Origin of the sequence: Chitinophaga sp. SYP-B3965 (assembly GCF_009647655.1) — a bacterium.
In the GTDB taxonomy this organism is placed as follows: Bacteria; Bacteroidota; Bacteroidia; order Chitinophagales; family Chitinophagaceae; genus Chitinophaga.
On sequence record NZ_WJFD01000001.1, the window covers coordinates 2444138 to 2470723 of the forward strand.

28 protein-coding genes and 1 tRNA gene are annotated in these 26586 nt (G+C 40.1%); 16 read left to right on the forward strand and 13 right to left on the reverse strand.

Annotated features, from left to right (window positions below):
* Nucleotides 1-37: 37 nt before the first annotated feature.
* A complete protein-coding gene (locus GFS24_RS09410; RefSeq protein ID WP_153659310.1) occupies nt 38-874 on the reverse strand; it encodes a universal stress protein in 837 nt (278 codons plus the stop codon).
* 199 nt (nt 875-1073) lie between these two features.
* Here GFS24_RS09410 and adhP point away from each other — a divergent pair, with 199 nt between their 5' ends.
* The 5 genes from adhP to GFS24_RS09435 all read left to right on the forward strand — a co-directional run bounded on the left by adhP (nt 1074) and on the right by GFS24_RS09435 (nt 6035).
* On the forward strand, nt 1074-2111 hold the full coding sequence (gene adhP, locus GFS24_RS09415; RefSeq protein ID WP_153659311.1) for an alcohol dehydrogenase AdhP: 1038 nt from the start codon (nt 1074-1076) through the stop codon (nt 2109-2111).
* Nucleotides 2112-2348: 237 nt separating this feature from the next.
* Complete coding sequence (locus GFS24_RS09420; protein WP_173003026.1) at nt 2349-2903, forward strand: YceI family protein; 555 nt, start codon at nt 2349-2351, stop codon at nt 2901-2903.
* An 11-nt stretch (nt 2904-2914) separates the two neighbouring features.
* Entirely contained in the window at nt 2915-4297 is a 1383-nt protein-coding gene (locus GFS24_RS09425) for a hypothetical protein (protein WP_153659313.1), read from the forward strand.
* 48 nt (nt 4298-4345) lie between these two features.
* Complete coding sequence (locus tag GFS24_RS09430; protein ID WP_153659314.1) at nt 4346-4936, forward strand: YceI family protein; 591 nt, start codon at nt 4346-4348, stop codon at nt 4934-4936.
* A 142-nt stretch (nt 4937-5078) separates the two neighbouring features.
* Nucleotides 5079-6035, forward strand: coding sequence for an AraC family transcriptional regulator (locus tag GFS24_RS09435; protein WP_173003027.1), 957 nt, complete (start codon nt 5079-5081; stop codon nt 6033-6035).
* 36 nt (nt 6036-6071) lie between these two features.
* On the opposite strand, the gene GFS24_RS09440 is transcribed toward GFS24_RS09435, so the two are convergent.
* Complete coding sequence (locus tag GFS24_RS09440) at nt 6072-6635, reverse strand: hypothetical protein (protein WP_153659316.1); 564 nt, start codon at nt 6633-6635, stop codon at nt 6072-6074.
* A 502-nt stretch (nt 6636-7137) separates the two neighbouring features.
* On the opposite strand from GFS24_RS09440, the gene GFS24_RS09445 reads away from it, so the two are divergent.
* The 5 genes from GFS24_RS09445 (at nt 7138) to GFS24_RS09465 (ending at nt 10858) form a co-directional block, all read left to right on the forward strand.
* Nucleotides 7138-7875, forward strand: a complete 738-nt coding sequence (locus tag GFS24_RS09445) for a hypothetical protein (RefSeq protein ID WP_153659317.1) — start codon at nt 7138-7140, stop codon at nt 7873-7875.
* A 10-nt stretch (nt 7876-7885) separates the two neighbouring features.
* Nucleotides 7886-8095: a hypothetical protein gene (locus GFS24_RS09450; protein ID WP_153659318.1), complete on the forward strand. Its 210-nt coding sequence runs from the start codon at nt 7886-7888 to the stop codon at nt 8093-8095.
* Between the two features lie 143 nt (nt 8096-8238).
* Nucleotides 8239-8835 carry a Crp/Fnr family transcriptional regulator gene (locus tag GFS24_RS09455; RefSeq protein WP_153659319.1) on the forward strand — a complete coding sequence of 199 codons (597 nt, stop codon included), beginning with the start codon at nt 8239-8241 and terminating at the stop codon, nt 8833-8835.
* A 403-nt stretch (nt 8836-9238) separates the two neighbouring features.
* Entirely contained in the window at nt 9239-10399 is a 1161-nt protein-coding gene (locus tag GFS24_RS09460; RefSeq protein ID WP_153659320.1) for a hypothetical protein, read from the forward strand.
* Between the two features lie 108 nt (nt 10400-10507).
* Nucleotides 10508-10858, forward strand: a complete 351-nt coding sequence (locus tag GFS24_RS09465; protein ID WP_153659321.1) for a hypothetical protein — start codon at nt 10508-10510, stop codon at nt 10856-10858.
* 223 nt (nt 10859-11081) lie between these two features.
* Here the strand turns inward: GFS24_RS09465 and GFS24_RS09470 are convergent, their stop codons facing one another.
* The 4 genes from GFS24_RS09470 to GFS24_RS09485 form a co-directional block, all read right to left on the reverse strand.
* Nucleotides 11082-11705, reverse strand: coding sequence for an HNH endonuclease (locus GFS24_RS09470; protein ID WP_153659322.1), 624 nt, complete (start codon nt 11703-11705; stop codon nt 11082-11084).
* 3 nt (nt 11706-11708) lie between these two features.
* Complete coding sequence (locus GFS24_RS09475; protein WP_153659323.1) at nt 11709-12806, reverse strand: AAA family ATPase; 1098 nt, start codon at nt 12804-12806, stop codon at nt 11709-11711.
* A 439-nt stretch (nt 12807-13245) separates the two neighbouring features.
* A complete protein-coding gene (locus GFS24_RS09480; RefSeq protein ID WP_153659324.1) occupies nt 13246-13617 on the reverse strand; it encodes a hypothetical protein in 372 nt (123 codons plus the stop codon).
* Nucleotides 13618-13683: 66 nt separating this feature from the next.
* Nucleotides 13684-14577 carry a hypothetical protein gene (locus GFS24_RS09485; RefSeq protein WP_153659325.1) on the reverse strand — a complete coding sequence of 298 codons (894 nt, stop codon included), beginning with the start codon at nt 14575-14577 and terminating at the stop codon, nt 13684-13686.
* Nucleotides 14578-14844: 267 nt separating this feature from the next.
* On the opposite strand from GFS24_RS09485, the gene GFS24_RS09490 reads away from it, so the two are divergent.
* Complete coding sequence (locus tag GFS24_RS09490) at nt 14845-15906, forward strand: hypothetical protein (protein ID WP_153659326.1); 1062 nt, start codon at nt 14845-14847, stop codon at nt 15904-15906.
* Nucleotides 15907-16011: 105 nt separating this feature from the next.
* On the opposite strand, the gene GFS24_RS09495 is transcribed toward GFS24_RS09490, so the two are convergent.
* Nucleotides 16012-16791 (reverse strand): Fic family protein, encoded by a 780-nt coding sequence (locus tag GFS24_RS09495; RefSeq protein ID WP_153659327.1) that lies wholly within the window; start codon nt 16789-16791, stop codon nt 16012-16014.
* A gap of 11 nt (nt 16792-16802) precedes the next feature.
* A complete protein-coding gene (locus GFS24_RS28990) occupies nt 16803-17114 on the reverse strand; it encodes a hypothetical protein (RefSeq protein WP_173003028.1) in 312 nt (103 codons plus the stop codon).
* A gap of 47 nt (nt 17115-17161) precedes the next feature.
* Here GFS24_RS28990 and GFS24_RS09500 point away from each other — a divergent pair, with 47 nt between their 5' ends.
* The 5 genes from GFS24_RS09500 (at nt 17162) to GFS24_RS09520 (ending at nt 21137) form a co-directional block, all read left to right on the forward strand.
* Nucleotides 17162-17380 carry a helix-turn-helix domain-containing protein gene (locus GFS24_RS09500; protein ID WP_173003029.1) on the forward strand — a complete coding sequence of 73 codons (219 nt, stop codon included), beginning with the start codon at nt 17162-17164 and terminating at the stop codon, nt 17378-17380.
* A gap of 77 nt (nt 17381-17457) precedes the next feature.
* A complete protein-coding gene (locus tag GFS24_RS09505; protein WP_153659329.1) occupies nt 17458-17985 on the forward strand; it encodes a DUF4365 domain-containing protein in 528 nt (175 codons plus the stop codon).
* Nucleotides 17986-18002: 17 nt separating this feature from the next.
* The gene (locus GFS24_RS09510; protein ID WP_153659330.1) at nt 18003-18242 is read left to right on the forward strand and encodes a type II toxin-antitoxin system HicA family toxin; all 240 of its coding nucleotides are present in this window, start codon (nt 18003-18005) and stop codon (nt 18240-18242) included.
* Nucleotides 18243-18343: 101 nt separating this feature from the next.
* Nucleotides 18344-20119 (forward strand): ATP-dependent endonuclease, encoded by a 1776-nt coding sequence (locus GFS24_RS09515; RefSeq protein ID WP_153659331.1) that lies wholly within the window; start codon nt 18344-18346, stop codon nt 20117-20119.
* A 121-nt stretch (nt 20120-20240) separates the two neighbouring features.
* Nucleotides 20241-21137 carry an FRG domain-containing protein gene (locus GFS24_RS09520; protein WP_153659332.1) on the forward strand — a complete coding sequence of 299 codons (897 nt, stop codon included), beginning with the start codon at nt 20241-20243 and terminating at the stop codon, nt 21135-21137.
* Between the two features lie 233 nt (nt 21138-21370).
* Here the strand turns inward: GFS24_RS09520 and GFS24_RS09525 are convergent, their stop codons facing one another.
* The 5 genes from GFS24_RS09525 to GFS24_RS09545 form a co-directional block, all read right to left on the reverse strand.
* A complete protein-coding gene (locus GFS24_RS09525) occupies nt 21371-22186 on the reverse strand; it encodes a Shedu anti-phage system protein SduA domain-containing protein (protein ID WP_153659333.1) in 816 nt (271 codons plus the stop codon).
* 155 nt (nt 22187-22341) lie between these two features.
* A tRNA-Lys gene (locus GFS24_RS09530) sits at nt 22342-22414 on the reverse strand.
* 104 nt (nt 22415-22518) lie between these two features.
* Nucleotides 22519-24933, reverse strand: coding sequence for a penicillin acylase family protein (locus tag GFS24_RS09535; RefSeq protein WP_153659334.1), 2415 nt, complete (start codon nt 24931-24933; stop codon nt 22519-22521).
* 15 nt (nt 24934-24948) lie between these two features.
* Entirely contained in the window at nt 24949-25422 is a 474-nt protein-coding gene (locus GFS24_RS09540) for a hypothetical protein (protein ID WP_153659335.1), read from the reverse strand.
* 69 nt (nt 25423-25491) lie between these two features.
* A complete protein-coding gene (locus GFS24_RS09545; RefSeq protein WP_153659336.1) occupies nt 25492-26586 on the reverse strand; it encodes a pyridoxal phosphate-dependent aminotransferase family protein in 1095 nt (364 codons plus the stop codon).

Genomic DNA, 26586 nt, shown 5'->3' on the forward strand with positions numbered 1-26586 from the left:
GACCGTGCTCAATGATGTAACTGACCACCGTCAGTGTTTATTTATTATGCGCTATAAAAAGCGGCAATTTCAACTTTTCCATCAGCACATCGGCCATGCTTGTGCGGAACCAGCGGGAAACCATGCCCCTTTGGTATGCGCCCAGGACCACTAATGTATTAGCCGGTTGCAGGTGCAGGTGATGCACAATTTTATTTTCCGGCTGTCCCTGCATTACTTTATATATAGTGTCAGGGAAAATCCATTTCATATATTCCCTCATTAAGTGGTTATCAGCCAGGTGATTCCCTGTTTCCTCCTCATTTATGGACAATACTTCCACTTGCATTGTTTTTAACCAGGGAAGCAGGTAACCGGCCATTTTGATAGCATAAACGGAAGACGGTTCTCCGTCATATAAGAGCACCGCTTTTTGAATGTCTGTGTATTCTGCCGGTGTGACCAGTACAGGACATTGCACTTCTGCCAGCAGATCCCTGATAAATCTTGTAGGCAGGGATTCCTTATCCTGTATAAAGGTTTCATGGACACCCACAACCAGTAGATCCGCATAAATGCTCTCATGCAGAACATCCTGTATGGCTACGTTTTTATCATGATGTACATTGCAGGTAAGCCCTGCTTTCTGACAGGCCGATTCAAAATGGCTTCCTGCCTTATCCCGCTTGATTTTATCGCGCATCTCAAAATCCGCTATTTCTTCTGCCGTGGCGCCCTCCCGGATCATCTTATACACATCAAAGCTATTATAAGTAAAGTCGTCCAGGAAAAGGCCTGTAATATGGGCCCCGTCGCGCTCTGCCAATGTGATCGTATACTGCAAAGTGCTTTCGGAGAAACGCAAACCATCAAAAACGGCAATAATCTTTTTCATACTTTAATTTTGCTAAAGGTATGATGGGCAGCAACTTCAGTTTATGACAGCGGTTATTAAGGCGCATGATTGAGGTCACTCCCGTATCAACCTAACATCTTCCTCTCTGCAACTGACCAACATCATCTCCTGGTGCAACCATCATCATCGTTCCCCGATCGCTGTTTTTGTTCCTTTGTATCAAATAAAATCGTTCACCATGTTACCTAAGACCATGAAAGCTGCCGTTGTGCGTGAATTCGGCAAACCTTTGCAAATAGAAGAAATGCCCGTGAAAACACCGGGTGAGAATCAGATCCTGGTTAAAGTGATCACCTGCGGTGTATGCCACACTGACCTGCATGCCGCGGAAGGTGACTGGCCGGTAAAACCCAGGCTACCACTGATCCCGGGGCACGAAGCCATTGGTTATGTTGCCGCTCTGGGGCGTAATGTAAAGGATATAAAGGAAGGAGACATTGTAGGTGTTCCCTGGTTATTCAGCGCATGTGGATGCTGTGAACATTGTATCACGGGCTGGGAAACACTCTGTGAAACGCAGCAGAACGGCGGCTACAGCGTGGATGGCGGTTATGCAGAATACGTTGTGGCCGATGCCAGGTATGTAGCGCGCTTCCCTCCCAAAATAAACTTCCTCGAAGTAGCGCCTATCATCTGCGCCGGCGTTACCGTATATAAAGGATTGAAAGAAACCGATACGAAACCTGGTGAATGGGTAGCCATATCAGGCATTGGCGGCCTGGGACACCTGGCTGTACAATATGCCAAAGCCATGGGCCTTCATGTTGCGGCTATAGATGTAGCAGATGATAAGCTGGAACTGGCGAAAGAACTGGGTGCAGATATTACCGTGAATGCGAAAAAAGAGGATCCGGGTACTTTCCTGAAAAAACTAACAGGCGGAATGCATGGTGTACTTGTAACCGCTGTATCACCCATCGCTTTTAAACAAGGCCTCTCCGCATTACGAAGAAAAGGTACGATCTCTCTCAACGGTCTGCCTCCCGGCAGTTTTGACCTGCCCATCTTCGAGACCGTACTGAACCGTTATACAGTGAGAGGTTCCATTGTAGGTACGCGCAAAGACATGCAGGAAGCCATCGCATTTGCCATAGAAGGAAAAGTAAAAGCCACCGTACATGCAGCAAAACTTGAAGACATTAACAGTGTTTTTGACAATATGAAGAAAGGGGAAATAGAGGGACGTATAGTACTCGATATAGCAATACCCAAGTAAAGCTTCAGCGGGTGCTGAACATGCCGTTCTGGTAACAGAGCGGCATTTTTATTATATGGCATCATACTGAAACATGACCGTGCTCATGATTCACCTCAACCTCAATCATGCATAACAATAACCCGCGTCATTTCACAGGCTTCATCGCGACAGTACTTTTGTTTTAAATAATTCATCCGATCACATCTAAAACAAAATATCATGAAACGGTTAATTACAAGCACAAAATTAAAAACAATGACCCTGTTGATTCTTATGCTGGCTTTAGTTACAGCGTCTTTTGCCCAGGTGAAATATCATGCAAAAGAAAATGTGAACCTGTCCGTAAGCGGGACTTCTTCTATGCACGACTGGGACATGAAATCTTCAAAAGGAGAAAGTAATGTTACATTCACGATGAACGCTGCAGGACAGATCACTGGCCTGTCTTCCCTGAGTTTCGTAACATTGGCCAAAGAGCTGAAAAGCGAACACAGCGCCATGGACAAAAATGCCTATAAAGCATTGAAAACAAGCCAGAGCCCCATCATCGCCTACAATCTTACGTCTGCTACTTTAGCGCCGGACGGTACCATAAAATGCCAGGGTAAGCTTACCATAGCGGGTGTAACTAAAGACGCCGACCTGGCTGCCACTTCCAGGATAAATCCAGACAAATCCATCACCATTAAAGGCAGTAAAAAGATCAGCATGCAGCAGTTCGATGTAGCTCCCCCCACCTTTATGATGGGAGCTGTTAAGACCGGAAACGACGTTACTATTTCCTTTGACATTACTTACACTAAACAATAAACCTTACTTATATGAAAACGACATTTATCCTCTTATCATTTCTTGTGCCCACTGCACTTTTTGCTCAGCAATGGCAGCCAAAGATCGCCAATCTTCGTCCTTACGATCAAACGGGCATCAACGTATTTGAAGATCCAAAAGACGCAACAGAATTCGACGGGCTGAAAGTGAAATTCGGTGCGGGCTTTACCCAACAGTTCCAGAACCTGAAACATACCAATAAAGATGCGCTGAACAATACCATCGGTTCCTTTGCCAACGGTGTTTCCACTCCTGGTAACAGGTTAAAAGTGATCACCCCGGGATTCCAGACCGCGCAGGCCAACCTTTTCATGGACGTGCAGCTGGCAGATGGTATCCGTTTGAACGTGACCAGTTACCTTTCTTCCAAACACCACAATGAAAACTGGATCAAAGGTGGTTACATCCAGTTCGACAAACTGCCATTTAAAGGCGAGTTCTGGGACGAGCTCATGAAGGTGACCACTATTAAGATCGGGCACTTTGAAGTGAACTACGGTGATGCGCACTTCCGCCGCAGCGATAACGGCCAGGCGCTCTACAATCCGTTTATGGAAAGCTATATCCTTGATGCATTTGCTACTGAAATAGGTGGTGAAGTATATGTAAGGAAAAATGGCCTGTTCGGCATGATCGGTTTGACCAACGGGATGATCAAAGGTAACGTAGATTCTCTCTACGCTGCATCCAACCCTGATGGCAAGCTGCACAAATCACCCTCCCTCCTGTTAAAAGCGGGTATAGACAAACAATTGACAGCGGATATGCGTGTAAGGTTAAGCGCTTCCTATTATGGAAACCAGAGCAGTGGCAGCAACACATTGTATGGTGGCGACCGTGGTGGTTCCAACTACCAATATGTAATGGAACTAAACTCCGCCAATCCCAGCAGCGCAACTGGTGCAGGAACCGGGCTGGCATTCTCCGGCCGCTTCAATCCAGGCTTCACGAAAAAGATCAACTCCGTGATGTTGAACGGCTTTGTAAAAGCAAGAGGTCTTGAACTCTTTGGTACATATGAAACTTCATCCGGCCGCAATGCCCGCGAAACTGCCACCAGGAATGCCAGCCAGTATGCCGCAGATGTAGTGTACCGTTTTGGCCCTGCAGAGAACCTGTTCATAGGCGCACGTTACAACGTACTTACCGCCACACTGGCTGATAACGCCACAGGTACCGGCGGTGGTGCCATCAAATACAACGGCAATGTAAAAGTGGATCGCGTTGCGGCCGCTGCCGGTTGGTTCCTTACCAGGAACGTGTTGTTGAAAGGTGAATATGTAATACAGAACTATAAAGATTTTCCCGTTGCCGATTCCCGCGCAGGCGGTCAATTTAAAGGTTACGTAATTGAAGCGGTAGTAGGATTCTGATCCATAAGGCCGGCTGCTCCTGCAGCCGGCTTTTAAACCCTCCTCATCATGAAAAGTATTCTCTTACTGGTATTACTAATAGCAACTACTTCATTTGTGCCACGGCGCGTTGCGAAAGAAAAATGGGTAGTACTGAAAGGCTGCACGCTCAAAATAGCTGGTAGCACCAATATAAATAAGTTCTCCTGCGAAGTGAAAGAATTCTCCAATCCGGATACACTGCAGCTTTGCAACATCGAAAAAGGCAGTCCTATTTCCTTTACAGGCAGCCTTGCTTTACCGATATTCAGCTTTGACTGTAATAACAACATGATGACGAGCGATCTCCGCAAAACTTTAAAAGCGAGTGAATTTCCTATGCTGAAGATCAGCTTCCTTTTGCTCAATAAATACCCTGACTTTACCGCCACACAGGAGCGTATAGATGGTACTGTTTGTATTGTGCTTGCAGGTGTGGCTAAAACGTTCATTGTGAATTACCGGATTTCCAGGGATGCTGGTAAGGTGATCCATCTTACAGGAAATCAAACCATCAAATTCTCGGACTTTGGCCTGGACCGGCCACAGAGAATAGGTGGTGCAGTGAAGGCGAAAGATAAGTTGGATGTGGAATTCAGGATTAATTTCAGGATGATATGATCTTTATTGGTGGGGATGGCAGAGGCTTCATAAACTCAAAAAATTGCCAAAAATCTAAAAAACCTTACATTTGACTTACCCCAGTTAACCACCACTAATAAAACTGATCGATTCATTCATGCATTACCTATTTCCTACTAAAATGCAGGACGAGTTTGTTGTTAGCGTCCAAAAACCACCCCACGCAGCATTATATATGATGCCTTGCGCTGCCGCCACTATTCAGGAAGGGGCTTTTTGCAGTCTATTGATGCAGGAGATCAGAAGAGAAGAATTTTGCATCACCCTTCATATATTCCAGGCACACGAGCTTCCAGCGTTTAGGCTTTCGGTAGAGAAACCCTGTGCTGCCCTTATCTATGTACTGCAAGGCGAAGCGACCTATTCTCTTCCGGGCATCGGACGTATTGTTATCGAAGAAGGCTATTACTACCTGCTTTACTTTCCCACTGGTACGCATTCCCTGCAATTGGAAACGAATATTTGCATGATCGTTCAGATTGAACTAACCCCTTCCCTACTGAACAAACTGGCAGGTACTTATTATGGAATGTATGAAGCGCATAACAATGTTACTGAAAACGGAACAGGCGGTATTCTCCTGAATATAAGCTGGATGAATCCACGAGTTTGTGATACATTAAGCAAACTTATATATTGCAGGCTGGAAGAAGAAATGGGCGCTCTTTACCAGGAAACCAGAATGCGTGACCTTTTACTTTTATATGCTGAAGATGTGGCTGACAGGGATAAAAGGGAGCATGGCAATTTCAATTTTTCTTCCGCTGATATTAATGCCATTCTGGAAGCAGGAAATCAACAGATACAAAAAATAGATGAGACTGTTTATCTCAAGGATGTTGCCCGGAACGCTCATCTCCATCCTTTAAAATTCCACGCCGGTTTTAAAAAAGTATATGGTAAGAGCCATTCGAAAATGCTCGCTGAAGCAAGGATAGAAAAAGCGAAAAGTTTGTTGAAAGAAACTGACAAATCAGTTAAAGACATTGCTTACGAAACAGGATTCTGCAATGCGTCCTCTCTCATCAGGTTCTTCAAGCGCCATGAAGGTATCACTCCCCTTCAATATAGAAAATAAGCACCGGAGTACATGTACCTCCGGCGCTTAGCGAGCTTATAAGCTCAATTCCCGTGTAGTCACATTCCCAGGCAGATCACTTACCTGGACTTTGACATAGCCACTTGGCCCATCGGGATTGACAGCCGTGGTAGTGTAAGTCCAGAAGTCTTCACTTTCAGGGTGAGCCAATGCCATTCCGGATTCAATTTCATTTCCTGCGTTATTAAGGATGGATACCTGAACAGTTTTAACTTTGAAGTCATCTGTAGCTACGATGACGATTGGTTCGCCTGGTAATCCAGTGTAAGTAGTGATTTCCACTTCTATGATTTCCGGGGCCTTAAAGAAATCTACCATTGCTACATTAAAAGCGGATCTGCCTCCCCTGGCCTTAGCTGTATAAGCTACTTTTGTAGCGGGATCCGCACATGCTGCTTTTGCATAGCGAATTCCCTCTCTGAACTTAGTCCTGACGTCAATCTGATCAGTTGTTGGATTGTCCACTCTGGGCACGGGCGGCAGACTTATTACTGTATTACCGGCACGTTGCCTGAATACAAGCTCTTTACCTAAAGCGCCGCTTGCTCCGCGCATGATAGAGTTACGATTTTGCTTCATAAAAAATACAGTTTTAAAGGTTTGAAAAAATTGTTTCGAATAACTTTAAGTACTTATTGTTAACGTTGCAAAGATGAGACGCAGGAAATAAAAAGAATATACCACGCTTATGAAAAAGTATACCGGAAATAAGAAAGTGAATGGAACATGTGGTATTTTAACTATCATGGTTGAACGAACGTGAAGCGAACCTGAACCGAAGGAGAACCGAAGAAAGCCCCTTGGTGAGATTGGGTTAAAATTGTATTACTGTCATCCTCCCCTATTCCCACCAAAACTATCAAATCCTTCATTTTTTTATCGATTCTAACATAATCTTACAAAATCCGGCAAAAACGTCAGGTAGGTTTTTCCATGGAAAATTCCGGGGCTAGGTTTGCTATATCGGTACCGAATACACGGAATGCAGGAAAGACGTCGCTTGCTTTCTGTGTATAGCAAGGCAACAGAACTGGCCTTTGAAACAGTTCATTCTTCACAAAATTTTAAAAATCTTAATACAATGGCAAAATTAGTTGGTGACCTGAAATTCAGGGGCACAATAGGTGATATCACCTGCTGTAAAACGAAAGATGGTTTCATAGTCCGTAAGAAAAGAGAGCCTAAAGCTATCACGGATGACCGGACCAAAGAAAACATGCGGGAGTTTGCCCGCGCTATTAGCGGCGCATCAATGATCCGCAATACGTTTGCGGCCATAATCGGCGACATAAACGATTATTACTTTGGCCGCAGGCTGAACAGTCAAATGATAAAGGTGGTAAAGTCAGATGCCGTTAACCTGCGTGGATTCCGCAACATTTCTGAAGGCGGCATTGGGCTGCTACATGGTTTTGAATTGAATTCAGACAAAAGCCTCTGCAATGCGTTCAAAGGGCAATTTTTGGCTTCCATTGACCGGAGCTCTGGATTAATGAAAGTAGATTTCCCTACATTGATCACAGCTTCACTGATTTCAAAACCTGAAGGGGCAAGTCATTTCAGGCTGTGTATAACAGGAGCATCAATTGACTTTAATACAGGGAATCGCCTGGTGGAACAAAAAGAAGGAGAATATCTTCCGATCAGTAATGAAGGTCAAATTGTATCATCACTGGAAGTGCAATTGCTCCCGGGAAGTACCGCGTCCTTAATTCTTTCACTTGGTATTTGCTTCTACCAGGAAGTAAACGGGAAGTACCACCTCCTTGGTAATGGACATTACAATGCAGCGGCATTTGTAGCAGTTTCCAGATCTTAAGCAACAAATCATGGGAATAAAAGAACGGTTATTTAAAAGAACACCTCCATTCTTCCGTAAACTTCGTACCGCCGGCATCGTACTCATTGCTGCAGGTAGTACAATTGGCACCGTGAACGTTTCATTGCCCGGGATTGTAAAAGAGATCAGTGGTTACCTGATCGTAGCAGGCAGTGTAATGGTGGCAGTTAGCCAGGCGGTTGTGAAAGATGAAGAATAAGGAGTAAAGCGCCCCGGCCTGTCCGGGGCGTTTTTATAGTGAAAAAATTCATTTTTTGAAATGTATTATTTCCCTTATTTTTAAAATTCAGCCCCTATCCCACCGTCTAAGCAGCAATATTTTTTAATCAAAAACCCAATCAAATGAAAAATCTGTACAATGCAGAGTACAATGGTTTATTTACCAGGATCGACCTTATCCAGCCCCACCCCGAAGCTTTAAAAAGGGACATCATCAAAAAAGGCAGTATTGAAAAAATTCCAAAAAACAAATTCATTGTTAGCCCCGGGGACACAAACCGGTATTGCTACTTTATCATTGAAGGTTTTGTGAGACTCTATCGTGACCACGAAACAAAAAAACAAAAAGAAGTAACTACCTGGTTCCTACACACTGGTGACTTTATGATCCAACAGGACGGCTTTTACTTCGGTGAAAAGAGCCCAGAGTACCTTCAGGCAACTGAAGATACCGTCTGTATCAAACTACATTACGATGATCTGAGATCGTTATGCAAAAAGCACCCGATGTTTACAGACACCTATATCTACCTTACCCAGCTTTACTACTATCAGCTCACTCAGCGGGATGCCCTGAAAGCATACACAGCAAAAGAAAAATACCAGCATTTGTTGAAAAACCATCCTTATATCGTTCAGAAAGCACAGTCCTCGCATATTGCCTCTTATTTCGGTATATCCGAAACTTATTATAGCAAGATTAAGAACGGACGGTTGTAGTTGTCATTTGACAAAAAAACCCTGGGTTTTGAATTTCTTGTCATTTGACAAACCGTTCAATTCCCAGGGTTCGTATTTTTGTGTAATAAGATATCCGACAAGAAAAACTAAAACGTTGTTTAATGAAACCTCAATTCCAGGCAAACGCCTTACGTCCTAAAACCAAAGACTTCCGGAGATGAAACCCAAGCGGGGAGTAATCTTTATCTGTGACGTAATGAATCTACTCGGTTTAAAATACGGGGCAGCAAGGCTTCTTTTAATAAAGATAAAGGAAAGCCTGGACAAGAAGGACTCTCAGTTTATCACTATCAAAGAATTTTCCAAATATACAGGGATAGAAGAAGATATAGTTATAGAGTTTATGGTAGCCTAATTAATCCTCATTTTAAAACGAATTCATATGTCAAGAAATCTTTTTGAGAATTTTGAACAGATCATTCATATTGAGTTATTGGACAAGATAGAGGCTTCGCCCTACCCACCGGATGATTATTATACGGAAGTGACAGCCCTAATTTCTAAGGATGTAAAAAGCATCTTTAAGAAGATCATTTCGATCAAAGTGGACAACTCCACACGAAATAAAGCTGGATGGATAGTCCAGTCTTATCAAGAAAAGGTAGATGATCTAATGGGCACGTTAGGCATCTTCATGGACAAATTAGGCTTTACGATAAATGACTATGTTGTATCAGGCAGCTGGCAGGCCCTCATAATGGAAATATTAGAATTTTTGAAGGATACAATGAATTTATTGATATCCAGGCACTCCGATCTCTTTGATATCCACCTTGATATGTCTGATATTATGGAGGCGTTTTTTATAAAAGAAACCACCCAAAAGCTAAAGGAAGAATTAAACCAGCTTCAGGAAGGATCTGCTTGCTATGAAGTTTTTAAACAGCTCCTTGTGCCCCTGGAAGAGCCTATAGGTTGTTTTCATTATTGCCAACTCTTCTACTTCAGGGCATTGGGGCAAGATACCGCTAATATATTGCAGCAAGAAACGGAAGATGCAGTGCAAGCTGAGCAGATCAGGCAATTGCTCTGGAAGTTTAATTTTAATCATCCCGGATACGTTTCAATCATTTGGGAACAGTATATGGCACACCTGGGTGACAGCCAAGGGAAAGAGCGGGTAAAGAAATGTCTTGAGATTAAAAAGAAGGTTGTGTTAAACAAACCACTTAATGGCGCACACCTGTATTTCATGCAACCTTCCCTTGCGAAACAATCGGAATCCTGGCTGAATACAGAGCTTAATTGTACCAGGGCGCTGATGGCTGCTGAAGCAATCATAGCGGCTAACCCTTTTGCGGATTTTAAGTTAAAGACAAAGCTTAGTCTTAAACAATTTGCCGGACTAATACGCATATTCTATGAGAAGGGAATACTACATCATGAAGACAGGCGAGAGTTGATACGGTTCTTTGCAACCCATGTTGTTCCTTCCTCTGGAAAGGCGTTTACATTGGCGGCATTCACACGAAGTTACGATCAAAATAAAGATGGGGTGTTCCTTCAACAATTAATGGGTTTACTCGGGTTGAAAGGTATTTAGTATCAATCTCGTAAAGATCAATACGCTAAAATGTTTATACAGCAGCTTGTATTTCATCGTACTACAATTTCCATTTGCATTATGTGTTTCACGCTTATTAATCTGTTTATGCCCGATCAGTCTAAATGGGAAGAGCTATCAGCTTTTAATATATATCCCCTGGTTGAAGTCAGTACTTTTCAGAAATTGAGTGATGCTGACATCCAGAAGCTGCCATTTAAATCAGCAGATGTAAAAGAAGCCAAAAAACTTCTATCATCAGCAAGGATGCAATTTAGTCCAATACTCTGGAAAGGCATGGGCAGACTGGTAATTATAAAATTTAAGGATGGCAGTAGTCGAAAAATCCTTCTTACTACATACAGAAGTTCTTTTAGAGATGTTACAGGAAATAGAAACTATACGCTCGAAGGTAACGCTGCTGTCTGGAATTCGTTCATTTCAAAAAATAATCCGTAATGCGTTAAATATTTAATGGCTTTCAGAATTAAGAAATTGGCTTATCCAGGCTACTTGAGCATTATGGAGCAAGGTAAAAAAAGATATTTAAACAGTTTAAGACGCTGTTTAATTAAGACAGGTTTTTTCATATGGGTATTAGTTTTGGATGATAACAAACTGCCTGCTTCCGCAGGCAGTTTTTAATTTATAGTTTAACAACTATATCATAGTATACAATTAATTACAACGGCTGCGATTTTAATTGATTTAATAATTGTTTTGTATCATTAACTAAATCTTGAGGAATGTTTTCTGAAAGCTCATTTTCCGCTGGTTTTACTCCTTGAGCTTCATTCAGTGTTTCTACCTCCTTCTGATTTAACTTAAAAAAATCATAAGTAAAACGCCCTTTATCTGTGAGCGGTGTATACTTAATTATTTTCTTATCGTTTCTGGCAGTAAAGAAATATTCTATATTATCGAAATAGTTGTCAAGATTAGGGTGACTAAAAAAATACTGCCCGGCATTTTGTGGTTGGAGGTGAACTTGGTTAACGTCTAAAAGAAAATCTGTTCGTTCCCTTTTTATATTCATGTTACACCTTTTGCATGACACACTTAAATTGAATAATTCGAACATGAAAGCTCCAAAAATTGATTTTGGCAAAACATGTTCTATATCAATAACCATCATAAATTCAGCGGTAAAATCCGTTCTGCAATAACAGCATTGATCAGTTGTTAATCCTAAACAATAAAGCTTAATTTTTCTTTTTATATCCAACAAAGTTTCGTCATTCCATATATCACCTCCTCTTTTTACAGCTGCTTCAATCAAATGAATTTCTTCTGATGACAACACCATATATTAAACATTTTTTATCTTTCTACCCATTTCGATTATGCCGTCCAAGACCTCCTTCTGCTTATCGTCATAGGAATTGGAATTTAGTTCATTTATCGTTTTTTCAAATTCTATCAAAGTAATACCTCCGTCAGCTAATTCATTCATTTTCTGAACAACGAGTTCCGATAAATACCTGTTTTCTGGTGTAGTTACGTCAAAATAATCTTGATATATTTCTTCGACATTATTAGTTTCGTTCACCTGCAATTTAAATTCACCTTTAACACCTTTATATATCTGAATAGTTTTGGAAAGCAAATCCGCTCCATTAATAATAAGAGGTGAGTGTGTCGCGATTATTATCTTAGGCTGATAAAGATAAAATAGTTCGTTCATGTGTTTGACATATTCCATCTGCCATTTTGGATGCAAGCTATTTTCAGGTTCATCAATTAGAATTACTGAATCATATGAAATAATACTAGTTATAAATAAGAGGGTCGAAATCAAAGTAAGTTCACCTGAACTGGCACCATTTAAAGGTATTGTTTCCTTTTCTCTGTATAAAAAAAAGTCTACATAGCTGATCACTTTGTATTTTCGTAATTCGCTTTCGTATTTGAATAAGGTTAATAAATATGAATCTTTAATAGCTTGAAATGAGCGATCATCTACAATAATCCTAGCAGTAGAATATTGATACTGAAATTGGCGTTTGTAATTTTCAAGACAATAAGTAATTTCTTCTTTAATTTGTGGGCTAAGATCGCTTTGAGCGATTATATCTATGGCATTGTATTTCAGCCCCCGAAGTTTGAAACCAATCAATTTCCAATAACCTATATAAAAAAGTGTATTACCAATAGTGCCTAACCTTTTCATATCATCTCGGGCTACCATTGCAAGACATTGTATTAATGCCTTTCTTATAATGCTTTTCCCTTCAGATGCTTTTAAAGAAAAAAATCTTTTATTCTTAACTTTGAATTTGTCATGTATTGTATTAGCAATTGCAATAACCTGTGTGTATGAAGCGATGTATCTCTTTGCGATATCATCTTCTATACGTTTTTTAATCAATAATTCATTAGGTATTTGAAACATGCCAGTGAAAGACATAGAGCTTAGTTTAGGCTAAAATACTTCAATTTCGCAAAATACGTGTCCCTCAATAGAACCATTTTTTAGGTTAATTGCGATTACGAAGCCATTCATTGAAGACTTAGAGAAAAGTAATAAATTTCTAAATTGTATCTTACCTCCATATATATGATTATGTCATTATGATACATTAAAATAATTACACCGTTATAAATATTTGTGGGCCACAACCTTTCAATTTCAACTAACGATGCCTTAATTGATTAAGCCAAATACAGATTACCTACTTTAGGTGTATGCCCAGGTTGAAATTCCAGCCGAAACGCTTATGTTTGATCTAAGAATTTTTCCTTCATCCGTTTTCTCTGCAATTTGTTCAGAAAGGATTTCGGATTAAAGTGTTGATGCTTTGGGGCGCCCATAGATTTTTTTTATTTTTTTACAAAATATCTTTTATTTATAACCGTTTATGTCGCAATAAAGGGTTTTTAAATTCTTCATTCATAAGCTTCAAGAAATCAAGAAATTTAAGGGTATGAGCAGTAACTGTTCCATTAAGATAGCTATGATAATCCTTTGAAACAGTCTTGCGGCTAAATTCTATTGGGCTATAAGGAAAGAGACGTGTTGATACAAGGAAGTCCAAATCATTTTTCAAAAATCCAGGATCAATTATTACAATTTTCAATTTTGAATTATGGCGAAGTGCCGTTTTTAGGCATTCGTTAATATGTTCATCGCCAAATGAGTATCCAATAATAAAAATGATATCTGCGAAACAGCAGTCTTTATCAAAAGCAAATTGCATTTGTTTAAAGGGGGTGATCATGCTTCTTTGAGCTTTCTGATACCCAGTTACAATATTTGTTATGGTAATGGTCCTACCTTTTTCTACCTAAAACGTTGCTGGCGTATCGTTCATAGGTAGGTGTGGGTAAGCAGTTAAGATCAATTCAGCGTTTGGTAGCTGGCGTCTATCCAAATCTAATACTCTCCAATCTATTGACCCATGAAGATTATAATGAATATTGCTTATATCGTCACTCAAAATTCTGGGTACATTCGCTCTTAAACGTTCGTTTAGATCAATATATTCACTACAGTTGAAACCGTCGAAAACTTCTATACCAATGCGACTTAATAACACTTTGAATATCTTTTCATAGTTTAACGTATAGAGTCGCAGTACGTTTTTACTGTACAAAGACTGCATCCATTCCGTAAAGAGAACGCTACATTCATCATCAGTTTTAATTGAGGAATGACCGCTTGTATGCCATGCATATTTCGAAATACGGTCACTGATAGCGCTTAAAAGAATAATTAGTAGATGCTGGTAAAAAAACTGAGCTGGAGTTTCAGATTGAAGTGAATAATGTGTATCCTCATATGGATCTCCTTCAGGAATTTCCAATTTATAACCATGTTCAGCTTTTCCCTTATCACTAGTAGAAAAATTCAGTAATTCCGCTTCGAAGTGAGGAATAGTAAAGCAGCTGATCAAGGAAGGTAATTTTTCCGTTCTTCCTGAATCGAGATAATTGAAACTACCATAATAAGTAATCAGCTCTTCGATTATATTTATAATCGTTTCGAAATTCACTTGATCCGATGTATAACCACAATCAAGGAGTGTTTCGTAAATAAATTTTGTAATTCGCTTCTTTTCCTTCCCCCTAGTGTAGAACCCAGAATCCAATATTAAATCTGTAAGTTCTTTCGTTGAAGGCGATCCCCAAGGAAAAGTCGCACCGGCACCGAAAAGAAACACAGCTTTTTGCTTGGTCATTCTGTTAATATTGGGTATTAGTTTACTCTATAATTAAGGTAATATATTGATTTCTGAGATACGAAAATATATTTCCTTTTGAAAACAATGTTTGAATACCTATTATCTTTTCTGAATTTGCTTATCAACAATTGACACTTTCAGGATATGGGTCATCATTCCCAGAAAGAGCTACTCCTTATTTTCGCCATATGACCAAATTAAGAATAGGTCGCCAACCCATCAATAAAATCACTATTTTGGTAACCATTTCAGAAAATTCACTTAATGTCAACTACAAAAACAACACAAATCTTCTATGCCTGGCAGTCTGATACAGATAAAGGCTGCAATTGGAAAGCAATTGAGTATGTCTTGGATCAAGTAAAGGCTGAATTGGAAGGAAAATATCAAAATCTACAAATTATCATTGATCAGGCAACCAGGTCTCTAACAGGTAGTCCAAATATATCTGATGCTATCTTCAACAAAATTGCCGGAGCGGACATTTTCGTATGTGACATCACCACCATTACCAACGGCAGTGGAGCAAAGCAACTTCCCAACCCCAATGTACTTATTGAGTTGGGATTTGCCATCGCCCATCTCGGATGGGATAGAATCGTGCTGCTCTTTAATAAACAATTCGGCAATTTCCCTGATGATGTACCATTTGACATAAAAGGGCACCGAATCTCAGATTTTACCGTTCAAGATCACTCAGATAAAAACGGAAAAGGTCGATTAAAAGCCTTATTATCCAATGCAATTGAGGATATCATTAATGCTGACCCAAAACGACCAAATCAGATTACTAGCCCTAAATACATCAAAAGAAAGCATGATTTAACAACTATTCTTAAATTATTTTCCAATGTTCACTTGCCCTCTTTTGAATTGTTTCTTGTTGATGCGCCCAAACAGCTTAATAGTAAATCATTCCATTTTTGGGAAGGCTTTCATAGTATAGTCACCAGTGAAAGCTTCTTCCTATATGATAAAAAACTCTTAGATTTTGTAAATAAGATACACTGCCACTGGGAAAAATCACTCGCATACAGCCAGCATTATCGAGATGGTACGGGGGAGGGAATGCTAATTTTTGGTCAATCAATTAAAAACTGGGGCCCTGCTAAAACCCAAGAGCAAAAATTAAATTATCAGGAAGCATACGAAAAAATGAAAGAACAGGAAGCGAAAGATCTTGAAGTGTTAGAAGCAAATATTGCTGAGTTACGTAAAGTATATAGAGATTTTATTTACTACATACGTGAAGATTACTTGGAAATAGATTTTGAAGTAACGAACGAGGCAGCATGGAAAGATTTCAAACTTTATCACAGTGACTAAGTATTTAGGAACTAAAGCATGATTATCCAATCAATATCCTCTGAAAAATTGCATATTACTTGTTTCATCCACACAAGCCAGCACAGCATTCTCTGGCAAGCGCCTCTATCCTATCAACCCCTCAGGCAACATCAACAAAAATCCCATCCCCTTACTATAATCCAGTACATCATACTCCATGCCCAACACCCGAATATTATCATAATAGGCCTGATGATGCTCATAATAATATTTTTCCGATTGCACAAACCAAGCCTTCTCCCCTAACTTTTCAGCCAGGAACCACTTTTCCAGCAGCCTCGCACTACGGCCATTACCATCATTCCAGGGGTGGATCTTTACAAACACGAGATGGATCATACTGACAAAAAAGAAAACTTCATCAATAGACAGATCGCTATTCAATAGTAAATGAATATCTGCGTAAAGCTTTTCCATTGCTTTATTCATTTCAATTGGGGGGAGTGCTTTGTATTCAATACAGTCATCTTTTGTGGTGATATACATACTTGTACTCCTGAACTTGCCCTGGTCAGTAACTGGAAGTAAGTGTTGGGTTAATAAAACATGCGCTTTAGTCAAACTATCCCGCTCCAGTTCCGTCTCCATTGCAAACTGATACGCTTGGTATAAATCGTCTATTTTACAGGTATAATTAGGTTGAAATTCAACACCGAAGCGCTTATATTTAATATAAGAATCCAGCTCTATGGTTTCTCCCTCAATCTTGCTGGAATATACGGAGGCTAGAGAGTTATAAAAGTTAAAATTGTCAGAAGAAATTTCGGCATCCTTCAGTTTGTTAAATGCATGGGATAGTGCAGGTGCTGTGATATGATGCTTATAGAGATCCAATAGACCAGAAGGTATTATTTGTAAGTCCATAATTTCACTAATTAGTTCTGGCTGATTCTCGGGCAGTGTTGTGCCAGGTGGTTAAATTGGTCCTGGATGATGTGATTGATTGTTTGGCGGTCAGATATGGGAATTTGATCGCTGTTTTTAAGGTAGTGGTTTAGGGTTGCTTCGTCCCAGCCACAGTCTGCGCAGATGCGGGTGAGGAAGACATCGGGGATGATGTTTAGAACTGAGAGGATTTTTGGGAGATTATGTATGGTTCTTTTTTGCATGGGACAATGGTTTGTTTTGATGTTAAAGCCTTTATAATTCTTACATGCAATATAGAGCATTTTCAGCGCTGTACCCATACTTGGGTACAGTTTATTTTACTAAATACCGGAAATTCCGGTCCGGTATGGGAAATACAAATGATAAATTTCTGGTTGAATTTGGCAAACGCCTGCAGAAGTTGCGGGAGGCTAAGGGGCTAAGCACCCGGGAGTTTGCTTATAAGGCGGATATTTCTCATAGTTCTGTTGGACGTTTAGAAGCCGGGCAGACTAACCCCTCTCTTACTACTTTGATAAAAATTGCTGAAGCTCTGGACGTTGATTTGAATACCTTAGGAAATTAATAGTGACTCTTTATTAAGATAGATAGCCTCCATTAGCTAAATTGACATTTACCAAATTAATTATAAAATGCAATTCGTTGTCTGACAAAATAAGCCAAAATCTGAAAATATACAGAAAGCTAAGAACTAGAGAACATATTATCGAAGATATGAGTATTAATCATATTCAACGGCATGTTCTATTGTGCGGTTTTTCACTGGAAAAGTTTGATTCTGATTATGGGTATGATTTATTTCTATTCACATACTCTTGTCTTGGTGAAATAGAAAGTGGTAGTATTAAAATTCAAATGAAGGCATCAGACCACATTCGTATAAATAAAAAAAAAGATTGTATCTTTTTTGATGTCTCAACAAGAGATTTAAGATTATGGCTCACCGAATACGACCCTGTCATATTGGTAATCTATGATGCAGCATCGGTTAAAGCATATTGGATTGACATACAAAGCTATTTCAAAACAATCAAGCTTACACGCACACACAAAAAGCAAAAAACATATCGTGTATATATTTCTAAGAAAAGTAGAGTGAACAGTCGTACTTTAAAACAGCTAGCTAAATTAAAGAATGACAGATATGATATAATTAATCCCTTTACTTAATTATCTTTTGATAGAAAATGACATATAAAAATTTGCTTCAAATACTTAAAACTATTGGCTTTATTAAAATAGCCACGATGGGAAGTCATGTTATGCTACAACACCCTAATTATCCACAACGTATAACTATCCCTCTTTCTTCAAGTAAGAAAGAGATACCAGCAGGTACACTCGCTGCTATTAAAAAGATAGTTATTGAAGCTGGCATCATAAGTAAGGAAGAACTAAATAAACAATTATTGATAAATTCACAGTAGTATGATATTAATAAAAAATACAGCTATGTTTATTAGTCACCAGATTAAAATCTTCAATTAGACCCAAGACAAAACCTATCATTTTTCCTAATCCCACGTTTATGCCCCATATATTATCTAAAATCACAATTACAAATTACAAGTCGATCATTAATCAGGAATTTGAACTTTCAGAGTTCACTCCTCTAATTGGATACAATAATGCTGGAAAAACAAATATTCTTACTGCGATTAAATGGTTATTAAGAAGAAGTAGCTTAGGACAGGAATGCTTTCATGACATAGCCAATCCAGTTATAGTTGAAGGAATTATTAATGGCATCGATGCTAATTTACTTCAAAATCTACCTCAGAATCATAGAAATGCTATTTCGACATTTATTGTAAATGAAACGCTTCATTTAAAGAGAATACAAAATCAACCCAACGAAAGCGCAACAAATATCAAACTACTTATTAGGGATCCGAATTCAACAAATCCAGCCACAGAATGGAGATCAAATCCTGCAGGAATTGATAATGCACTAAATGCATTATTTCCTGATCCTATACATATTGGGGCCATGGAAAATGCAGAAGAGGATGTAAGTAAATCAAAACAAGGAACAACCATTGGTAAATTACTTGCAGAAATTATTGAACCAATAGAAAATCAATATGGCGCTCAAGTACAACAAACTCTTCAGGGCTTAAAAGATTTACTTGAAGCAGATGGACAGGGAAGAGCACAAGAACTAGATGCATTTGACCTAGCTGTCAACCAGAAGATAGATACATTTTTCCCCAATGTAAATATTAGATTACATGTCCCTACACCTGAATTAAAGGATGTTTTCTCGAAAGGGACTATTAAAGTCTATGAGCACCAATCTCCCACAGGCAGAGATGTTTCCTCCCTAGGGCATGGTGCACAACGATCCATTCAAATGGCACTTGTTCAACATTTGTCTGAAATAAAAAGGAATAATCAGAATCCAGTAACAACAACCCTACTTTTAATTGATGAACCAGAACTTTACTTACATCCCCAGGCTATTGAAGTTGTTAGGAATGCTTTAAAGATACTTTCGACACAAGGATATCAAATAATTTTTTCGACACACTCAGCATTGATGCTAAATCAAGAAGATGTAGCAAATGCTATCCTTATTAGAAAAAATATTCCTTTAGGAACTTATAAGAGGCAAACCTTAAAAGCTGCAATTCCCCAAATAGAGCAAAATGCACCAAGTCAATTAGAATTGATGTTTTCATTAAGTAATGCATCAAATATCCTTTTCTCAGAAAGAGTAATCTTAACTGAAGGCAGAACGGAACAAAGAATATTCCCAAAGCTCATTGAAACCGTTTCTGGGAGAACCTTAGGATTACTAAAATATGCACTTGTTAAACAAGGCGGTGTTACTAATACTAGAAAATCAATGATGGTTTTAGATGCAATGGATTTACCAACAAAAGCGATAGTCGACCTCGACTATGTATTTAAAAATGCTGTGGGAGATGGGTTTCTTCAAGCAAATAACCCAGATTTATTAGCTATTAGAAATCATTTGGCACAAATCGCAGTTGCAAATAATATTACTCTTGGAAATGATAACTGGCCTACATCAAACCCAAATGTAAATGCAGCTAATGCATTTTCGATTTTAGCTGCTGAACAACAAATTTATCCTAATATTAATAATTTACATACCTTATTAGTTGGGCAAAATATTTGGTTCTGGAAAAGTGGAGCTATTGAAAACCACCTAGGTCTAACTGGAAAGACAGAGCAAATTTGGGCTGCATTTGTAAATCAAATTACACAGAATCAGTGGCAAACTGTGATAGCAGACCCAAATGGAATTCAAGATTGCGTAACGTGGCTTACGACTTAACAAAGAATACTCTTTAAATTTGATATAGCTCCAATATCTCATTCAAATACATAAAAATAACTGCTGCCAAAAAAATGAATAGACGTAATTTTTATATTTAGTTTAAAAAAGGATAAATAATATGCAACCTATAGAAGGAAAATTATTTTCGCCATTCCAGAAAAAAATCAGGAAAATTACTTGGAAGGAAGAATTTAATTATACCTATGAAAATGAAACAGTATGGGAAAGTTTTGATGCAACAGTTAATAAAATAAGGGCTAGTGATGGTTATCCAGTAACTACTTTTAGACAGCTGGTTGAAGAGATTGCCAATGTAACATTGAGCAATAAAAATCATGAGATGTACTATAGAGGTCAAACGAAAGATTATAAAAATAACCAAATTGCTTTTTATAAGGACAGGATACCGAAATCAATCATTTACCCCTCAATTTGTAGGCAGGAAAGGCATAAAGATGGGAAATTAAAACATTCCATAAAGAAATCACAAATTGATACCCGCTATGAACAGCTTTCTCAAATGATTGAGCTTATTGGAGGCCATAAAAATTATTTAAATGAATATTATTATTCTTTATTTCAACATTACGACATTTTGCCGACCCCACTTATAGATATAACACAATCCTTAAGAGTAGCTGCAACATTTGCTCTTAAAGATTCCTTAAAAGGTTATGTTTATGTATTAGGACTCCCTTATCCAAATCAAAGTATTTCTTACTTTTCCGACTTAGGTATTGTATTAATAAAGTTACAAAATGTTGTTCCTGTTGGAGCATTAAGGCCAAGATATCAAGAGGGCTATTTAGTAGGCAAATACCCAATAAGACCGTCTAAAACAAACGAAGACGATCTAGCGAATAGAATGGTTGCCAAATTTCTTGTCGACAACTCAGATGGTAAATTTTGGGACAAATATTTCCAACCTATGCCAGAGGAAATATTGTATCCAAAGAATGATAAAATTGAGGCTCAATTATTAAAAATAAAAGCTAAGTATTTGAAGAGACTATAAAACTTAAAGGGTGGGGCTAAACTCCTCATATTTCTCTTGGATCCGAATACGATATTTATAACGTCTCAATTATTCAAATAATATTATTCTGCAAATCCATACCATGAACATTTCACTGTTTTATTAATTAGTTCAGGTGTTACTGCATGCACCTTAAAACATTACATCATACACATCTTTAAGACTTGACGACTGGTATAATAAGGATATTGGAAGCATATATCAATTAATAGTTAAAATATTGGTTCTTTAATAAAATCGTTTGAAAAGTCTATCAGATTATCATAGTGAATCAATAAGGTCTTATAGTTCTGACTAAGTTTACGCTTCTGTCTATATGTTGTTTCATTAAAATCATTTCTTCTACCAGTTACAACACAATAATGAATTCTTGTTTTATCTAATCGCCTAAACTCTGTTGGCAATTCAATCATTTTTGACTTGATTGCTTCAAATAGCAACTCTAGTTTATCAAAATCTGAATCAATCCATGAATCCCAATCCTCAATTTGTTCAAGCCCTTTCCTAGCTGTACCTCCAAAGTATCCATCTGCTTTAGTAATACTGTTATAGATATTTTCAAGTTCAACAAAAACGAATTCATGGCCTCCAGAATTCTTACCAACTAATAAGTAATCAACTCTAAAATTGGGATAAAGCATTAATTCAGGAAAAACATATAGACTATGGTGCCCAAATCTATAGTTCCTTTTTAAAATTGACCCAATAATAAAATAAGCTTCATTATCCTTAATAAAGTTTAAAACATCTCTTTCTGTAGTTGTACCCAGATCAATAAGATTTTTGAACTCGTCTAGCTGAGTTTTTAATAACTCCAGACGCTTTCTTAAACCTATTGCATCAACGGAATTATTAGGAAATAAACTTTCATAATGTCTTACTGCTTCAGGATATTCATGAGAAAGGGAAAAACTCAAGACAGAGGGTGTCCCATCGGGCTTCTTTCTAACTTCTCTTTCCTTAATAATTTCCCAGGCCTGAAGTTCTTCTTCTGTTAGTACATTAAAGTCTCTAGAATACAATTTCATTACGCAAATAATTAATGGTCTTCAAATAAAATAAAGAGTGCTTTATTACTAAGGCTTACCTAATCAGAATTGGTCAAATTGGAGTTTGCAAAGTAGAGTTTCTTGCTGTAAAAACAAAAAGACCCACGCAAAGCGCAGGTCTTTAAAACTTCCAGTGATTCCGCTGGGACTCGAACCCAGGACCCATACATTAAAAGTGTATTGCTCTACCAACTGAGCTACAGAATCATTCCCTTCATTTTCAATTGGGAGTGCAAAGATATGTATTAAATTATTTTTCCCAAATATTTCACCAACTAAAATTCCTCACTGCCACAAACCCCGCTCCCCCATTACTTTCCAGACACAAAAAAAATCTTCCCCCGTAATCCCTCCGGTTGTTTAGCCCTATCATATATGTGCAGCGAATAATATTTACCAGCCACCCAATCGTCCACCATGTTATCGTAGAATGCACTGCCGGGGTTACCGCTCTGCCCACCGGGATAGATCCCGTAAGCCTTCGTTACAGGGCCTAATTCTACGATCATCCTCCAGGATGGCCCGTGTGTTTTCTTCGTAGCATTGAGGATATGTGTTCCTCCACCGGTGTTCAGATGCATCCGGCTCAACGCAGGCAGGCTGCGGGTGAGGTGACGGATATCTGTGCCGCGCCACTTGCCTATAGCCAGATTACCAGCAGCATCTAACACAGCCGCAGAATCCGCAGCAGCTTTAAATGATTGCAGCACAATGTCTGAGAGCGTTTCACGAATAGCAGGCGTATGCACGTTATCTACGAACCGCATGGAAGAATCTTTCAGTAACCAGTACACCGTAGTCCGCTGTAAAGGCACCTCCAGTGTTATACTGTCAATAGAAAGCTCATCCCCCCATATATCCTTCTGCAATTCATCTATCCACATATTAAAGATCGAAGCAGCCTTGCTATCAGGGTTCGCTTCCCCATCCCAGGCAGCAATAGTCTTATATTGCTCCTTCTCAGCTGCAGTCAACGCAACAGGATCAAGAAAACGCGCCAACAACGGAATAGCAGTCACAGCCAACAGATTCATATTATCGTTCTGCAACTTCATCATATCCTCCGGCGTAATAGCACTCATCTCCCGCAACCTTTCATTCGCACGTTTACCACGGAAGAGATCATACTCCCCCACCAAACGGTAAGGATACGTACTATCAGTAGGCCGCTGATTAGCAGAGCTTACAAAGCCCTGCGTTGGATTAAGGATATGCGGGTTCTCCGCCTGCGGAACATACCCCTGCCAGGCATAAGTACTATCAGACCCCGGCATCACAAATTTCCCCTGATCCTTCCAGCGTGCAGGATACTGCCCGTTATGCCAGATAGCAATATTCCCATCCTTACCGGCATAGATAAAGTTCTGTGCCGGGCAGGTATAATGTTTCAGTGCTTCGAGGTAATCATCATAGTTCTTAGCATGATTCAGGAGATTGAAAGTCCGCAGCTCATTAGATTCATCATGCGCCTTCCACCGCACAGCCAGAAAACCCTGTTTACCGGTAGAGTCCATGAAAGTATTATCATACATCACTGGCCCCCAAACCGTATAAGCCACGGTATCAATAAAGGAAGCCTGCCCCTTGATCTTAATTTCTTCCAAACGAATATCAGCTTTCCGGTAAGCCCCGTTAAAGAGATACTCAGAACGCCCATTACGGAAATCCATGCGGTAATAATCCAGCACATCCTCACTCCCATTCGTCACCGCCCAGCCCATATGATCATTGAAACCAATGATGATACCGGGAGCACCAGGCAATGAAGCACCATACGCATTGAAAGAAGGCGTATGCAATTGCATTTCATACCACAGAGAAGGAAGGCTCAGCCCAAGATGTGGGTCATTACAGAGAATTACAGCACCGGATTTAGTTTTACTGCCGGAAACCGCCCAGTTATTACTGCCATTATCAGGATCAGGTTTATCTTCTTTGAATTTAAAAAACTCACCCGTAGCCGCTAAAACACTGTCAGATGGTGCTACAGGAACGAAGGAAGGTGCAGGAAACACGGTCCCCTTAGGAATAATAGGATCAAGGGTATCAGAGAAATCAGGATACATCTGATCAAACTCAGCAGCACTAAAAAGTCGCCGCGCATTAGTTGCCTCCAGGTCTGTATTGTTATAAGCCAGGTCATAGCTCATATACTTCAATAACAAAGCCGTTTTAAGGTTATTCCAGGGCTCCGGTTTGTAACCGAGTAGCTTGTATTCCAAAGGAAGATCACGGTCACGCAAAGAAGCGATATAAGCATTTACGCCAGCGGTATAAGCATCCCCCTGCGCTTTAGAAACCGGGTCTTTGGAAATGGCAGCCACCGTTTTCTCCGCGGAGGAAACCATGCCCAGCCTGCGCTGACGACGGTCATAACTAAGCATATTAGGCCCCAGCACCTCGCATAAACGCCCCGCAGCCGCAAAGGTCTGCAGCTCCATCTGCCAGAGGCGATCCTTTGCGTGCAGGTAACCCTGCACGAAATAAACATCGTTCTCTTTTTCGGCAAACACATGGGGCACCATGCGCTCATCCAGCCAAACTTCTACCGGGCCGGACAGCTCAGAGAAAGCTAAGCCTACCTCTTTCTTAATGGAAGAACGCTCCGCCTGTTGCCAAAAACCATGCTGGGGGCTCAGGAGCATGCCAAATGCGGGCACACTGCCCCATCTATGATTCAACGCCCACACGAGCGCGATCGTAACAATTAAGGGTATAAATCTCATAACTGGAAAATAGTCTTACTTAGCGAGGGCCAGCGGCGCCGCTTTCGGCACGCATACCTCAATCATTTTACTCCGGATGTTTGAATACATGTCGAAGGTCTTCTTTAATAAGGAATATAATTCCTTATAGTTCGAAAACTGTGGTTTTTTAACATCACCGAGCTTGGAAAAAGTTGCTCCGGTGTGGGTGGTTGGGTCGGTTGAAAAGATCATTACCACATCTACTACGCCGCCTTCCAGGGATACTTCCAGCCCCGCATTCAGCCCCTTGGCAATGCGGTTCCCTTCACTGTTCTCCAGGATGTACGTAGTGGTCTTTGGATTATAAGTGGTCCTTGCGAACCCGAACTCGATAAGCATATCCTGCGCCTCGGCGGTGCTGAAATCCGTAAATGCAGGATCTGTCTGGTAATTCTCAGATAAGGTATGATACCAGTTTACAAAATCAAGTCCTTCCAATACTTTTTTAAGAACGGGATTTACTTCCATAGAAACAGGCTTTAGGTAATGAATTCCTTGTTAATATACACCTTTTAGCAAATATGTTTGCTATTCATTTTAAATATTTATGGCTGTTATGAGCCGTTCCACGTCCGCAGCGGTATTGAAACTGTGCAGTACCACCCGTAAACGCTCCTGCCCTCTCGGCACGGTGGGATGTAAAATGGCCCGAACATCCAGACCTTCCTGTTGCAAATTGTGCGCCAATTGCCGGGCCTGCTCATTGCCGGGGGCCATCACCACCTGGATGGGAGTCTCGCTGGCCGCACCAGGAACGCCTTTCCGGAACTGCGCGATCAGTGAAGAAAGATGCGCCCGCTCCAAATGCATGTCAGGAAAAATGTCATATGCAGCCAATATTACAGCTACCGCATGCGGTGGCAGTGCAGTGGTATAAATGAACGAACGGCTGAAATTGATCAGGAAATCCCTCAGTGCCACAGATCCCAGCACGATTGCCCCATGGCAGCCCACAGCCTTCCCGAAAGTATGCACCCTCGCAAAACAACTGAGCCCCAGGGCCTGCATTAAGCCTTCTCCCTTCGGTCCTATCACCCCGGTGGCATGCGCCTCATCCACGATCAGGAATGCCCCGAGTTTATCACAAAGGGCAGTGATCTCTGCCAGCAGCGCCATATCCCCATCCATGGAATACACGGATTCTACTGCCACAAATACACGGCCGTCTACTGCTAAGATCTTTTTTTGCAGATCTTCCACACTATTGTGGATAAAAGAAAAGGATTGCGCGGCTGATAAACGAACCCCATCCCGGATGGAGGCATGGATCAGTTGATCGTATATGATGGTATCGCCTTTTTGCGGTACGGCGGAAAACAAACCCAGGTTAGCATCGTATCCTGAATTATAGATCAGCCCGGCAGGTGTTTCATGGAATGAAGCCAACACCCGCTCTGCCTCTTCCACTAATTCATAATTCCCGGCTAACAACCTTGATCCTCCGCTCCCATGTACCTGTGCCAGTTGCCGGCTGATGGTCAGCGCTTCTTCCTGCACGCGTTCACTCCTTGCCAAACCGAGGTAATCATTTGAACAGAAATCTATCTTGCCCCCCGGTAACCGCAACTGCCGGAAAGCATGCTGCTCCCGGCGTTTGTTCAATGCTGTTTCCAGAAAGTCTTCTTTTCGCAT

Coding starts and splice junctions, on each gene's coding strand:
- GFS24_RS09485 (WP_153659325.1), bottom strand. CDS start 14,577: ATGACCAAGCAAAAAGCTGTGTTTCTTTTCGGTGCCGGTGCGACTTTT.
- GFS24_RS09430 (WP_153659314.1), top strand. CDS start 4,346: ATGAAAAGTATTCTCTTACTGGTATTACTAATAGCAACTACTTCATTT.
- GFS24_RS09510 (WP_153659330.1), top strand. CDS start 18,003: ATGACATATAAAAATTTGCTTCAAATACTTAAAACTATTGGCTTTATT.
- adhP (WP_153659311.1), top strand. CDS start 1,074: ATGTTACCTAAGACCATGAAAGCTGCCGTTGTGCGTGAATTCGGCAAA.
- GFS24_RS09480 (WP_153659324.1), bottom strand. CDS start 13,617: ATGATCACCCCCTTTAAACAAATGCAATTTGCTTTTGATAAAGACTGC.
- GFS24_RS09455 (WP_153659319.1), top strand. CDS start 8,239: ATGAAAAATCTGTACAATGCAGAGTACAATGGTTTATTTACCAGGATC.
- GFS24_RS09445 (WP_153659317.1), top strand. CDS start 7,138: ATGGCAAAATTAGTTGGTGACCTGAAATTCAGGGGCACAATAGGTGAT.
- GFS24_RS09420 (WP_173003026.1), top strand. CDS start 2,349: ATGACCCTGTTGATTCTTATGCTGGCTTTAGTTACAGCGTCTTTTGCC.
- GFS24_RS28990 (WP_173003028.1), bottom strand. CDS start 17,114: ATGGGTACAGCGCTGAAAATGCTCTATATTGCATGTAAGAATTATAAA.
- GFS24_RS09545 (WP_153659336.1), bottom strand. CDS start 26,586: ATGCGAAAAGAAGACTTTCTGGAAACAGCATTGAACAAACGCCGGGAG.
- GFS24_RS09470 (WP_153659322.1), bottom strand. CDS start 11,705: ATGGTGTTGTCATCAGAAGAAATTCATTTGATTGAAGCAGCTGTAAAA.
- GFS24_RS09425 (WP_153659313.1), top strand. CDS start 2,915: ATGAAAACGACATTTATCCTCTTATCATTTCTTGTGCCCACTGCACTT.
- GFS24_RS09435 (WP_173003027.1), top strand. CDS start 5,079: ATGCAGGACGAGTTTGTTGTTAGCGTCCAAAAACCACCCCACGCAGCA.
- GFS24_RS09465 (WP_153659321.1), top strand. CDS start 10,508: ATGCCCGATCAGTCTAAATGGGAAGAGCTATCAGCTTTTAATATATAT.
- GFS24_RS09500 (WP_173003029.1), top strand. CDS start 17,162: ATGGGAAATACAAATGATAAATTTCTGGTTGAATTTGGCAAACGCCTG.
- GFS24_RS09450 (WP_153659318.1), top strand. CDS start 7,886: ATGGGAATAAAAGAACGGTTATTTAAAAGAACACCTCCATTCTTCCGT.
- GFS24_RS09520 (WP_153659332.1), top strand. CDS start 20,241: ATGCAACCTATAGAAGGAAAATTATTTTCGCCATTCCAGAAAAAAATC.
- GFS24_RS09440 (WP_153659316.1), bottom strand. CDS start 6,635: ATGAAGCAAAATCGTAACTCTATCATGCGCGGAGCAAGCGGCGCTTTA.
- GFS24_RS09410 (WP_153659310.1), bottom strand. CDS start 874: ATGAAAAAGATTATTGCCGTTTTTGATGGTTTGCGTTTCTCCGAAAGC.
- GFS24_RS09475 (WP_153659323.1), bottom strand. CDS start 12,806: ATGTCTTTCACTGGCATGTTTCAAATACCTAATGAATTATTGATTAAA.
- GFS24_RS09495 (WP_153659327.1), bottom strand. CDS start 16,791: ATGGACTTACAAATAATACCTTCTGGTCTATTGGATCTCTATAAGCAT.
- GFS24_RS09525 (WP_153659333.1), bottom strand. CDS start 22,186: ATGAAATTGTATTCTAGAGACTTTAATGTACTAACAGAAGAAGAACTT.
- GFS24_RS09460 (WP_153659320.1), top strand. CDS start 9,239: ATGTCAAGAAATCTTTTTGAGAATTTTGAACAGATCATTCATATTGAG.
- GFS24_RS09490 (WP_153659326.1), top strand. CDS start 14,845: ATGTCAACTACAAAAACAACACAAATCTTCTATGCCTGGCAGTCTGAT.
- GFS24_RS09535 (WP_153659334.1), bottom strand. CDS start 24,933: ATGAGATTTATACCCTTAATTGTTACGATCGCGCTCGTGTGGGCGTTG.
- GFS24_RS09540 (WP_153659335.1), bottom strand. CDS start 25,422: ATGGAAGTAAATCCCGTTCTTAAAAAAGTATTGGAAGGACTTGATTTT.
- GFS24_RS09515 (WP_153659331.1), top strand. CDS start 18,344: ATGCCCCATATATTATCTAAAATCACAATTACAAATTACAAGTCGATC.